General features: G+C 60.5%; 13 protein-coding genes. All 13 read right to left on the bottom strand.

The window, feature by feature from the left end; genetic code table 11:
* Nucleotides 1-61: 61 nt before the first annotated feature.
* The gene (gene der / locus FW796_RS06440) at nucleotides 62-1534 is read right to left on the bottom strand and encodes a ribosome biogenesis GTPase Der (protein WP_346633961.1); all 1473 of its coding nucleotides are present in this window, start codon (nucleotides 1532-1534) and stop codon (nucleotides 62-64) included.
* 207 nt (nucleotides 1535-1741) lie between these two features.
* Nucleotides 1742-2893 carry an outer membrane protein assembly factor BamB gene (gene bamB, locus FW796_RS06435; protein WP_346633960.1) on the bottom strand — a complete coding sequence of 384 codons (1152 nt, stop codon included), beginning with the start codon at nucleotides 2891-2893 and terminating at the stop codon, nucleotides 1742-1744.
* On the bottom strand, nucleotides 2886-3527 hold the full coding sequence (locus FW796_RS06430; protein ID WP_123724699.1) for a tetratricopeptide repeat protein: 642 nt from the start codon (nucleotides 3525-3527) through the stop codon (nucleotides 2886-2888). The genes bamB and FW796_RS06430 overlap by 8 nt, the downstream gene beginning before the upstream one ends.
* Nucleotides 3528-3567: 40 nt before the next feature.
* A complete protein-coding gene (gene hisS / locus FW796_RS06425) occupies nucleotides 3568-4857 on the bottom strand; it encodes a histidine--tRNA ligase (RefSeq protein ID WP_346633959.1) in 1290 nt (429 codons plus the stop codon).
* 23 nt (nucleotides 4858-4880) lie between these two features.
* Complete coding sequence (gene ispG, locus FW796_RS06420; RefSeq protein WP_011063207.1) at nucleotides 4881-5990, bottom strand: flavodoxin-dependent (E)-4-hydroxy-3-methylbut-2-enyl-diphosphate synthase; 1110 nt, start codon at nucleotides 5988-5990, stop codon at nucleotides 4881-4883.
* Between the two features lie 3 nt (nucleotides 5991-5993).
* Nucleotides 5994-7025, bottom strand: coding sequence for a helix-turn-helix domain-containing protein (locus FW796_RS06415; protein WP_404937590.1), 1032 nt, complete (start codon nucleotides 7023-7025; stop codon nucleotides 5994-5996).
* Nucleotides 7025-7783, bottom strand: coding sequence for a type IV pilus biogenesis/stability protein PilW (gene pilW / locus FW796_RS06410; RefSeq protein ID WP_346633957.1), 759 nt, complete (start codon nucleotides 7781-7783; stop codon nucleotides 7025-7027). The genes FW796_RS06415 and pilW overlap by 1 nt, the downstream gene beginning before the upstream one ends.
* A gap of 12 nt (nucleotides 7784-7795) precedes the next feature.
* Nucleotides 7796-8944, bottom strand: a complete 1149-nt coding sequence (rlmN, locus tag FW796_RS06405; RefSeq protein ID WP_102860398.1) for a 23S rRNA (adenine(2503)-C(2))-methyltransferase RlmN — start codon at nucleotides 8942-8944, stop codon at nucleotides 7796-7798.
* 28 nt (nucleotides 8945-8972) lie between these two features.
* Nucleotides 8973-9398 carry a nucleoside-diphosphate kinase gene (ndk, locus tag FW796_RS06400; RefSeq protein WP_025129556.1) on the bottom strand — a complete coding sequence of 142 codons (426 nt, stop codon included), beginning with the start codon at nucleotides 9396-9398 and terminating at the stop codon, nucleotides 8973-8975.
* 94 nt (nucleotides 9399-9492) lie between these two features.
* Complete coding sequence (iscX, locus tag FW796_RS06395) at nucleotides 9493-9693, bottom strand: Fe-S cluster assembly protein IscX (protein ID WP_102860397.1); 201 nt, start codon at nucleotides 9691-9693, stop codon at nucleotides 9493-9495.
* 14 nt (nucleotides 9694-9707) lie between these two features.
* Entirely contained in the window at nucleotides 9708-10049 is a 342-nt protein-coding gene (gene fdx / locus FW796_RS06390) for an ISC system 2Fe-2S type ferredoxin (RefSeq protein ID WP_346633956.1), read from the bottom strand.
* 3 nt (nucleotides 10050-10052) lie between these two features.
* Nucleotides 10053-11915, bottom strand: a complete 1863-nt coding sequence (hscA, locus tag FW796_RS06385) for a Fe-S protein assembly chaperone HscA (RefSeq protein ID WP_346633955.1) — start codon at nucleotides 11913-11915, stop codon at nucleotides 10053-10055.
* A 51-nt stretch (nucleotides 11916-11966) separates the two neighbouring features.
* The gene (gene hscB, locus FW796_RS06380; RefSeq protein ID WP_011063215.1) at nucleotides 11967-12488 is read right to left on the bottom strand and encodes a co-chaperone HscB; all 522 of its coding nucleotides are present in this window, start codon (nucleotides 12486-12488) and stop codon (nucleotides 11967-11969) included.
* Nucleotides 12489-12494 lie beyond the last annotated feature (6 nt).

Raw genomic sequence — 12494 nt, 5'->3', positions numbered from 1 at the left:
AAACACCGGGCATGAAAAAGGGCGCATAAAGCGCCCTCTTACCCACACAAATCCCGGTTGCTCAGCGCTTGTCGCGGCGCTTCTTGTCGGCCTTCTTGTGGTGTGACATCAAACGACGCTTCTTGTTGACCTGGCGGTCGGTCAGCGTGTTCTTGTTGCCTTCGTACGGGTTCTCGCCACCCTTGAACTCGATACGAATCGGCGTGCCCACCAGCTTCAGTACGCGACGGTAGGTGTTTTCCAGGTAACGCACGTAGGACTTCGGTACCTTCTCCACCTGATTACCGTGAATCACGATCAGCGGCGGGTTAGCACCCCCCAAGTGGGCGTAGCGCAGCTTGATCCGACGGTTGTTGACCATGGGCGGTGCGTGCTCGCCAACGGCATCTTCGAGGATCTGCGTCAGACGGCTGGTCGGCCAGCGGGTGACCGCCGACTTGAAGGAGTTCTGCACCGACTGGTAGAGGTTACCCACACCGGTACCGTGCAAGGCCGAGATGAAGTGGATATCGGCGAAGTCGACGAAGAACAACCGGCGTTGCAGCTCGGTCTTCACGTAGTCGCGTTCGCTCGGCTGCATGCCGTCCCACTTGTTCAGGGCAATCACCAGGGCCCGACCAGCTTCGAGGGCAAAGCCCAGCAGGTTCAGGTCGTGGTCTACCACGCCTTCCCGGGCGTCCATGACAAAGATCACCACGTTGGCGTCTTTGATCGCTTGCAGGGTTTTGACCACCGAGAACTTTTCAACTTCCTCGTGGATCTTGCCGCGCTTGCGCACACCGGCGGTGTCGATCAGCGTGTACTTCTCGTCGTTACGTTCGAACGGAATGTAGATACTGTCGCGGGTAGTGCCGGGCTGGTCGTAGACGATGACCCGGTCTTCACCGAGCATGCGGTTGACCAGCGTGGATTTACCCACGTTGGGACGACCGATGATGGCGATCTTGATCCCGTCTTTCTCGCTCGGGCCAGGAATGCGCTTGGCTTCCTCGCCTTCGGCGACGATCTCTTCCTCGCCTTCTTCCGGCTCGTCGGCGTCATCCTTGGGGAACTCGCTCAGGGCGATTTCCAGCATCTGGGTGATGCCGCGGCCATGGGCACCAGCGATCGGAACAGCGTCGCCCATGCCCAATGGCGCGAACTCGGCACGGGCCATGTCCGGGTCGATGTTGTCGACCTTGTTGGCGATCACGTAGGAGGTCTTGTTACGTTTGCGCAGGTGTTCGCCGATCATCTGGTCGGCCGCGGTAAACCCGGCCTTGGCGTCCACCAAAAACAACACCACATCGGCTTCTTCGATGGCCAGCAGCGACTGCTCGGCCATCTTTTCATCCATGCCATGTTCGTCACCGGAGATACCGCCGGTGTCGATCAGAATATAGGTACGCCCTTGCCACTTGGCCTCACCGTATTGGCGATCACGGGTCAGACCGGACAGGTCGCCGACAATGGCGTCGCGAGTCCGAGTCAGGCGGTTGAACAAGGTGGACTTGCCGACGTTAGGTCGGCCCACCAGGGCGATTACGGGAACCATGCGGCTCTCCACTGCGTTAATTCAGAAAATACAAAAGCCGCTGCGAGGCAGCGGCTGGTGCTCGGGGCAGCACTGTAGGAGCGAGCTTGCTCGCGATTGACTCCATGGCGCCGCGCTCATCCAGCAAGCTGGCGTCACCTGGCATCCATTGCGAGCAAGCCCGCTCCTACAGTTCGCTTGGGGATCCCCCCAAGCATAGTCAAACCATTACTTGATGGTCAGGGCTTCCAGTTTGCCGCTGTTGCCATACACATAAATCATGTCGCCCACTACCAGCGGACGAGCGCGCAGGCCGTCGCTATCGATGCGGGTACGACCGACGAAACGACCGTCAACCTGGCTCAGCAGGTGCAGGTAACCTTCCAGGTCGCCCACCGCTACGTAGCTGGAGAAGACTTCCGGGGCCGACAGTTGACGACGGGCCAGGGAGTCGTTGCTCCACAGGGCCGTAGTCGAACGTTCGTCCACGCCTTCCACGGTGCCCGACGACAGGCTGACATAGACGCTGCCAAAACCTTGCGCCACACCGGCATAGCTGGAAGCGTCACGCTGCCACAGCGGACGACCGCTCTCCAGGTCCAGGGCAACCACACGTCCCTGGTAGCTGGCGACGTACAGGGTACCGCCGGACAGCAGCAAGCCGCCGTCGATGTCCACTACCCGATCCAGCTCGGAACGGCCTTGTGGAATAGCGACACGCTGCTCCCACACCGGCACGCCGTTGCGGATATCCAGCGCCACCACCTTGCCAGTGGAGAGACCGGCCAGGGCCAGACGGTTGGTGGCCAACGGCGCACTGGTGCCCCGCAGGGTCAGTACCGCTGGAGTGCTGTCGTAGAGCCAGAGCTGGTTGCCGGTGCTGGCATCGAGGCCAATCACCCGGTCATCCTGAGTCTGGACCACCACCACGTCACCGTTGGTGGCTGGCGGAGCCAGCACTTCACTGGTGACCCGGGCGCGCCACTTCTCTTCACCGCTGGAAGCATCCAGGGCAACCACTTCGCCTTTCAGAGTGCCGATCATGACCAGGCCGTAACCCACGCCGACGGCGCCGGAAACAGGCAGTTCGAGATCTTTCTTCCATTTGACGTCGCCGTTCATGCGATCCATGGAAACCACAACGCCAGTCACGTCGGCGGCATAGATGGTGTCACCATCGATGGCCGGCACCAGCATGTTGTAGGTTTCGCCCTGACCGTCACCGATCGAACGGCTCCACTGCTTCTGCAGGACCACTTCTTCTTTGAAGTCGACCAGTTCAGCCGGCGGCAGTTCTTTCTTGCTGTTGCTGCTGCAACCCGCGGCCAACAAGGCCAGAGCCAGCAATGCTGCATGTTTCCAACGGATCACGTCATGCATCCCCTTTGGCCAGGTCGTCCAGCTTGATTTGTAAGCCACCGACCGCTGCTTCATCCGAGAGCGCCGCCTTGGCTTTTTGGTATGCCGCATGGGCTTCATCCACACGGCCCAACTGGACCAGCAGATCACCCTTGAGTTCTTCGCGGGTCGCCAGGAACGCCTTGTCGGCATCACCGTCGAGCAGCTTCAGGGCTTCATCAGCCTTGTTCTGCGCTGCCAGTACCTGGGCCAGACGCTGACGCGCCACTTCACCCAGGGTCGGGTTCGCCGGCTTGTCGGCTACCGCTTTCAACTGCGCCGCTGCGTCGTCCAGCTTGCCGGTGTCCACGGCTACCTTGGCCACGAACAGGTTGCCGTATTGCGCATAGGCAGTGCCGCCGAATTCGCTGTTGAGCTTGCCGGCCAGATCCGCAACCCGGGCAGCGTCAGGCTTGCCATCCGGCGTCAAGGTGGTTTCAAGCAGTTGCTGATAGAGCACCGAAGCGCCTTGCGACTGATTGTTCTGATACTTGTGCCAGGCCTGCCAGCCGAACACGATAACCAGGGCCAGCAGGCCGCCAGTCACCAGGGGTTTGCCGTTACGCTGCCACCAGTCTTTCAATTCCGCCAGCTGTTCATCTTCGGTACTCGACACCCCAATACTCCTTATTCGCTAAATCGGCTGTTTGACAGCTTCAACCCTGCACGACGCAGGTGGCCAGGTGCGCAGCGAGCGCATCCCAGGCAATGCTTTGTTGTTCACCCTGGCCACGCAGGGGTTTGAAACCTACCACTTGCTGGGCCAGTTCGTCGTCACCGAGGATCAGCGCGTACAACGCACCGCTCTTGTCGGCTTTCTTGAATTGGCTCTTGAAGCTGCCGGCACCGGCATTGATCTGCAGACGCAGGTTCGGCAATTGGTCTCGAACGCGCTCACTCAGCGCCAGTGCGGCCAGTTCGGCAGCCTCCCCGAAGGCGCAGAGGTAAACGTCGACCTGACGCGAGATCTCTTGCGGGATCTGCTCCAGGGTTTCCAGCAGCAGCACCAGACGCTCGATCCCCATGGCGAAACCAACACCCGGAGTAGGTTTGCCGCCCATCTGCTCGACCAGACCGTCGTAACGGCCGCCGGCACAGACAGTCCCCTGGGCGCCGAGCTTGTCGGTGACCCACTCGAAAACGGTCTTGCTGTAGTAATCCAGCCCGCGCACCAGCTTCGGGTTGATCACATAAGGGATGCCTGCGGCGTCCAGACGGGCCTTGAGCCCTTCGAAGTGCACACGGGACTCTTCGTCCAGGTAGTCGGCCAGTTTGGGCGCGTCCACCAGCACGGCTTGAGTGTCCGGGTTCTTGGTATCGAGCACGCGCAGCGGATTGGTCTTCAGGCGACGCTGGCTGTCTTCGTCCAGCTTGTCCATGCGCGCCGACAGGAACGCCACCAGCGCGTCGCGATAACGTGCTCGGGCCTCAGCGGTGCCCAGGCTGTTCAGTTCCAGCTTGACCGCATCACGGATACCCAGCTCGCCCCACAGGCGCCAGGTCAACACGATCAGCTCAGCATCGATGTCCGGACCGTCGAGGTTGAAAACCTCGCAACCGATCTGGTGGAACTGGCGATAGCGGCCTTTCTGCGGGCGCTCGTGACGAAACATCGGGCCGATGTACCAGAGCTTCTGCACCTGACCACCGCCAGTGATGCCGTGCTCGAGCACAGCACGTACGCACGCCGCGGTGCCTTCCGGACGCAGGGTCAAGGAATCGCCGTTGCGGTCTTCGAAGGTGTACATCTCTTTTTCGACGATGTCGGTCACTTCGCCGATGGAGCGCTTGAACAGCTCGGTGAACTCGACGATTGGCATGCGGATCTGCTTGTAACCGTAGTTATCCAGCAGACGCGCCACAGTGCCCTCGAAATAACGCCACAGGGGGGTCTGCTCGGGCAGGATGTCATTCATGCCACGAATGGCTTGCAGAGACTTGCTCACAAAAAATCCTTAAATACGTTCGGTTAGCCGCGAGCGATCAGCGCTGCGTCGGCTTCGACCTTTTCGGCCGCCTTCTGCCGGATCAGCTTTTCAAGCTCGTCCACCAGATTGTCATTGGTCAGTTTCTGTGCCGGCTTGCCGTCGATGTAGATCAGGTTCGGCGTACCACCGGTCAGGCCGATATGCGCTTCCTTGGCTTCACCCGGACCGTTGACCACGCAACCGATCACTGCGACATCCAGCGGTACCAGCAGGTCTTCAAGGCGCCCTTCCAGTTCGTTCATGGTTTTCACCACATCGAAATTCTGCCGCGAGCAGCTCGGGCAGGCGATGAAGTTGATGCCACGGGAACGCAGGTGCAGGGACTTGAGAATGTCGTAGCCGACCTTCACTTCCTCGACCGGGTCGGCCGCCAACGAGATGCGAATGGTATCGCCAATGCCTTCGGCCAGCAGCATACCGAGGCCGACAGCGGATTTCACCGTGCCTGAACGCAATCCGCCGGCTTCGGTGATCCCCAGGTGCAGGGGCTGGATGATTTCCTTGGCCAGCAACCGATAGGCTTCGACGGCCATAAACACATCGGATGCCTTCACGCTGACCTTGAAGTCCTTGAAATTCAGGCGTTCAAGGTGCTCGACGTGGCGCAGTGCCGACTCAACCAGCGCCGCTGGGGTCGGTTCGCCGTACTTTTTCTGCAGGTCTTTTTCCAGGGAACCGGCATTGACCCCGATACGAATCGGAATCCCGCGGTCACGGGCGGCATCCACCACCGCACGCACCCGGTCTTCGCGACCGATGTTGCCGGGGTTGATCCGCAGGCAATCGACACCCAGCTCGGCTACGCGCAAGGCGATCTTGTAGTCGAAGTGAATGTCGGCCACCAACGGCACCTTGACCTGCTGTTTGATGCGGCCGAACGCCTCGGCGGCGTCCATGTCCGGCACCGAGACCCGCACGATGTCGACACCGGCAGCTTCCAGGCGGTTGATCTGGGCGACGGTTGCGGCCACATCGTTGGTGTCGCTGTTGGTCATGCTCTGCACCGCGATCGGGGCATCGCCACCGACCGGTACCGAGCCGACCCAGATCTTGCGGGACTCGCGACGTTTGATTGGAGATTCGCCGTGCATGACTTATTGACCTAACTTCAGGCGAGCGGTCTCGCCACTGGTGAACGGGGCGATATCCACCGCCTGACCGTTGTAAGAAATTTGTGCGCCACGGGCATAACCCAGACGTACGGCAAAAGGTGGCTTGCCGCTGACATCAACCGCTTCACCCTTGCGCTTGAGGGCGCTGAGCAGAATCTTGCCGTTGCCATCGATAACCTGGGCCCAGCAATCGGCGCTGAACTGGATCTGCACCTGGGCCGAACCTGCAGCTGGGGTTGCCGGGGCCACTGCCGCCGGGCTCAAGGCGTTGGCAGGCGCGGCTGCCGGAGCAGGCGCCTGAACCACTGGAGCGGTAACGGCCGGTGCCGTAGCCGGCGCCGCGCGTGCCGGAGTCACTGGCGCAACAGGCGGCGTAACAGGCGTTGCAGCCGGAGCCGTCGCAACAGGCGCTGCCGGACTGGCAGGCGCTTCACCCGCTGCCTGGCTCTCCGGCTGCCCGGCGTTGACCACCGCTTCGCTCTGACCTTCGGCGACGGCCTGGTCTTCCGGCTCGTCGATTGGATGGATCTGAGTGGTGCCATCGGCACCCTCGACCTCGACATGCTCGGGACTCAAGGAGATCGGCTCCTTGCCGCGCAAGGAGGACTGATCCTGCCACCAGATGAAACCGCCACCCACCACAGCCACCAACAGCAGCAAGCTGACGATGCGCAGGATGGTGTGGGAAACCCGTACCGGCTCTTCGATACGACCCAGGGCGTGAACGCTGCTGCCTTGGGAGTCGGTACCGGTGTACTGATCGAATTCCTGTACCAGGATGGCCTGGTCCATGCCCAGCAGTTTGGCGTAGGCGCGGATATAGCCGCGGGCAAAGGTGTGCCCCGGCAGCTTGTCGAACGCGCCGGCTTCCAGATTGCTCAGGGAGCTCACGGTGAGGTTGAGCTTGTGGGCCACTTCAGCCAGCGACCAACCATTGCTTTCGCGGGCCTGACGCAGGGTCTCACCGGGGTTTACGCGAGTCACTGCTTGAACTTCGGGATGCGCCGCTTTCATCATTGCTCCGACAGGTATTGCTGATATTCCGGCGTACCGGGATAAAGTCGTTTTAGTTGCAGACCGTAACTGGCGGCCTTGTCGCGATCTTCGAACACCGTTGCCAGCCGAACGCCGAGCAATAGACTACGTGCATTTTGCTCTTCGAGCAGGCTAAAACGATCGTAATAGTCACGCGCGGGCACATAATGCCTGTCTTCGTAAGACAACTCAGCCATTTCCAGCAATGCGCGGGGCTGTTGGTGATTCAAGCGCAGGGCTTTTTCCAGTTGCAGTTGGGCCAACTCACGCTGGCCCAGCTTGGAAGCGGTCATACCGAGGTTTTCGAACACCCGGGAACGCTCGGGGTACAGAGTATCAGCAGCGGCCTGCTCGAAGCGCTGATAAGCCTCTTTGTAACGTTTTTCTTCGAACAGGAAGCTGCCGTAGTTGTTGAGGATACGCGTACTGTCCGGACGGGCTGCGAGGGCTTGGCGAAAGTGCTCATCGGCAAGCACAGGTTCCATCTCGGCCTGGAACACCAGCGCCAGGGCGGCATTGGCGTCAGCATCGGCAGGCGCCAGCTCCAGGGCCTTTTTCAACGGCACCTTGGCCCTTTCGCTCATCCCCTGCTGCAGATACCCCAGGCCCAACTGTACATAGGCCTCACGTGCCTCATCGCGGCCCTTGCTGGTGTTCATCGGATTGGAATCACCCGACAGAACACAGCCAGCACAGAGGCTGGCAACAAGCAGGAGCAGCGCGAAGCGCAGGGTCATGGAGATCCTCTCTCAGGTACGGGTCGCGGCGCTTTGCGGCATATCGGCGTCGGCGCTCAGCTCACGCACGGCGATATAACGTTCGCTACGACGGGTGCGGTCCAGCACCTGCCCGACCAACTGACCGCAGGCGGCATCGATGTCTTCACCGCGAGTCGTACGCACGGTGACATTGAAGCCGGCATGATGCAGTTGATCCTGGAAACGACGAATGGCGTTGTTGCTCGGACGCTCGTACCCGGAATGCGGGAACGGGTTGAACGGGATCAGGTTGATCTTGCAAGGAATGTCCTTGAGCAACTCGATCATTTCAACCGCGTGTTCCAGCTTGTCGTTGACGTCCTTGAGCAGGGTGTACTCGATGGTCAGCACACGCTTCTCGCCCAGGGAGGACATGTAGCGCTGGCAGGACTCGAGGAGCATCTTCAGCGGGTACTTCTTGTTGATCGGCACCAGCTGGTTGCGCAGCGCATCGTTGGGTGCGTGCAGGGACAACGCCAGGGACACGTCGATGTGCTTGGCCAGCTCATCGATCATCGGCACCACGCCGGAGGTGGACAGGGTCACACGACGCTTGGAAATGCCGTAGCCCAGGTCGTCCATCATCAGGTGCATCGCAGCGATGACGTTGTCGAAGTTCAGCAGCGGCTCACCCATGCCCATCATCACCACGTTGGTGATGGCACGGTCGACGGTCGCCGGGACGCTGCCAAAGGATTTGTTGGCAATCCACACCTGGCCGATAACTTCGGCGGCGGTGAGGTTGCTATTGAAGCCTTGCTTGCCGGTGGAGCAGAAACTGCAATCCAGGGCACAGCCTGCCTGGGACGAAACGCACAGAGTGCCGCGTTTGCCCTGGGGAATGTAAACGGTCTCGACGCAGCTGCCGGACGCCACGCGCACCACCCATTTGCGGGTGCCGTCGCTGGAGATGTCCTCGCTGACCACTTCCGGACCGCGAATCTCGGCAACGGCCTTGAGCTTCTCGCGCAAGGCCTTGCCGACATTCGTCATGGCGTCGAAATCATCGACGCCAAAGTGGTGAATCCATTTCATTACCTGACCGGCACGGAAACGCTTCTCCCCGATTGAGTCGAAGAATTTCTCCATTTCCGGTTGAGTCAACCCCAACAGGTTAGTTTTGCCGATCGATGTAGTCATGGTCTCACCCCTCACTCGCCAGCCTTACTCAGCGAGCGGTTACTTCAGTAGCTGCGAAGAAGTAAGCGATTTCGCGAGCAGCGGCAGCTTCGGAGTCCGAACCGTGAACGGCGTTGGCGTCGATGGACTCGGCGAAGTCAGCACGGATGGTGCCGGCAGCAGCTTCTTTAGGGTTGGTAGCGCCCATCAGCTCACGGTTGCGAGCGATGGCGTTTTCGCCTTCCAGAACCTGAACAACAACCGGACCGGAAGTCATGAAGGCAACCAGTTCGCCGAAGAAGCCACGCTCGCTGTGCTCAGCGTAGAAGCCTTCAGCTTCAGCCTTGGACAGTTGCTTCATTTTCGAAGCTACAACGCGCAGGCCGGCTTCTTCAAAACGGGAAACGATCTTGCCGATAACGTTTTTTGCAACAGCGTCAGGCTTGATGATGGAGAAAGTACGTTGAACAGCCATGGTGTAACTCCAGAAACGGTGATTAAAGCGAAAAATTAAACCCGCGAATTATACGCGGGTTTATAGGGATTGCCTAACTGCGTAGCCCGCGGATTCAGTCCGCTTCGTCGATCCAGGCGGCCTGAATTGCTTCAAGAACCTTCTCGCCTCCGCGAGCCGGATCGTCGCTGAACTCTGGCAGTGCCAGAACCCATTGGTGCAAGTCGACAAAGTTCACATAACGCGGGTCCACATCCGGCTTGGAATCAGCCAGCTGGATCGCGATTTCCAGTACATCAACCCACTTCAGACTCATGACGACTCCTTGAATCAGTGCGGCGCTTCGGCGGCATGGTTGAGTGAGTACTTGGGAATTTCAACGGTCAGGTCTTCATCACCAACGATGGCCTGGCACGACAGGCGCGACTGTGCTTCCAGGCCCCAGGCCTTGTCCAGCAAGTCTTCTTCCAGCTCGTCGGCTTCGTTCAGCGAGTCAAACCCTTCACGAATGATGCAATGGCAGGTAGTGCAGGCGCAGACGCCGCCGCAGGCGCTCTCGATCTCGATGTGGTGGTCGTGGGCCACGTCGAGCACCGAAACACCGGGCTCGACCTCGACAACCAGACCGTCCGGGCAGAACACGGCGTGTGGCAGAAAAATGATCTGCGGCATCAGTTATTCCTCGATTTCATTCAGGTTGCGCCCCGCCAACGCGGCTTTCACCGTCGAATCCAGGCGGCGGGCAGCAAAGGCATCGGTCACTTGCGACAGACGCTTGGTCTGCTGCTCGATGGCGTAACCATCGGTGCCACGCATCAATTCACTCAGTTCCTGCATCTGCAGTTCGATGACCATGCGCTCTTCAGCGTCCAGCAGACGATCACCGTCGGCGTCCAGGGCGCCCTGCACGGCCTCGATCAGGCGCTGGGCATCAACCTGCTGCTCACGCAGCACGCGGGCCACCTTGTCGTCGCCGGCGTACTGGAAGGAGTCCTTGAGCATCTTGGCGATTTCGCCGTCGGTCAGGCCGTAGGACGGCTTGACCTGAATGCTGGCTTCAACACCCGACCCCAGCTCTCGGGCAGAGACACTGAGCAGGCCATCGGCGTCGACCTGGAAGGTCACGCGAATCTTCGCCGCCCCGGCCACCATCGGTGGGATGCCGCGCAGTTCGAAGCGCGCCAGGGAACGGCAGTCGCTGATCAGCTCGCGCTCACCCTGCAGCACATGAATCATCATGGCCGTCTGGCCATCCTTGTAAGTGGTGAAGTCCTGGGCACGGGCAACCGGGATGGTGGTGTTGCGCGGAATCACCTTCTCCATCAGCCCGCCCATGGTTTCCAGCCCCAAAGACAGCGGAATCACGTCCAGCAGCAGCAATTCGCCGCCTTCACGCTTGTTGCCGGCCAGGGTATCGGCCTGGATCGCGGCACCAATGGCCACCACTTGATCCGGATCGATCTCGGTCAACGGCTGGCGACCGAACATTTCAGCCACCGCCTCACGCACACGCGGCACGCGGGTCGAACCGCCCACCATGACCACCGCCTGCACTTCATCCAATTCGACATTGGAATCGCGTACAGCACGACGACAGGCCTTGAGGCTGCGGGCAACCATCGGCTCGATCAGCGCATCGAAGGCTTCGCGAGTCAGGGTGGCACGCCAATCGCCATACACCACCTCCACGGACGCGGCGCCGGTCAAGGCTTCCTTGGCCGCACAGGCGGCTTGCAACAGACTGCGCTGGGTACCCGGGTCGAGGTCGGCGGACAGGCCCGCGCCCTCGATGATCCAGCCGGCAATGGCGTGATCGAAGTCGTCGCCGCCCAGGGCAGTATCGCCACCGGTAGCCAGGACTTCGAAGACACCGCCAGTCAGGCGCAGAATGGAAATATCGAAGGTGCCGCCACCCAAGTCATAGATCGCAACCACGCCTTCGGCGTGCTGATCCAGACCATAAGCCACAGCTGCCGCAGTAGGTTCGTTGAGCAGGCGCAGCACATTCAGGCCAGCCAGCTTGGCCGCATCCTTGGTGGCTTGACGCTGGGCGTCATCGAAATAGGCCGGAACGGTAATCACCGCACCCACCAGCTCGCCACCCAGGGCCGCCTCAGCACGCTGACGCAAGACCTTGAGCACTTCAGCCGATACTTCCACCGGGCTTTTCGGCCCCTGGATGGTCTCGATGAACGGCATGTGCGACTCACCATCAACGAAGCGATAAGGCAGTTGCTCACCCAATTGCTTGACGTCGGACAGACCGCGCCCCATCAGGCGCTTGACCGAGAGCACGGTGTTCAGGGGGTCGGAGGGCGCAGCCAGGCGGGCGGACTCACCCACTTCAACGCGGTCGGCGTGATAACGCACGGCCGACGGCAGAATCACCTGGCCCTGCGCGTCGGCCAGAGGCTCGGAAAGACCACTGCGCAAGGCAGCGACCAGCGAATTGGTAGTGCCCAAGTCGATCCCCACAGCCAGACGACGCTGGTGCGGTTGAGGACTTTGGCCGGGTTCGGCGATCTGCAGTAGGGCCATGCTTATCTGGACTTATCTGTATATCAGGCGTGCGACCGGAGCGGCACTGGGTTAATCGTCGAGGCGCTCTTCTAACTGGCGCACTTCGTAGGTGAGCTTGTCGAGGAACTGCATGCGCCGCATCAGGCGTTCGGCCTGCTCGCGTTGCGCTGCATCATCCCAACAGGCTGCGAAGCTTTCGTTCAGTTCATCCTGTGCAGTCTTGAGTCGACGCTTGAATGCCGCCACTCCAGCCAGGTCGGCGCTGTCCTGCAAGTCTTCGAGCTCTTCGCGCCACTGCATCTGCTGCAGAAGAAACTCCGGATCATGCACCGTGACCTCCAGCGGCAACTCACCACCATTCAAGGCCAGGAGATAACGGGCGCGCTTGGGCGGACTCTTGAGGGTCTGGTAAGCCTCGTTGAGGCTTGCCGACTGCTCCAGGGCCAGACGCTGCTCGCGCTCGGAAGCATCGGCAAAACGGTCTGGATGAACCCCACGCGCCAACTCACGGTAGCGCGCGGCCAACTGCTCGAGATCCAGGCGGAAACTCGGTTGCAGCTCAAATAAAGCGAAATGACAAGGAGTACCCACAAGAAG

It is taken from the genome of Pseudomonas sp. 910_21, from assembly GCF_052850735.1.
The sequence above is the reverse complement of the archived record's forward strand: the minus strand, read 5'-3'. Positions and strand labels throughout refer to the sequence as shown.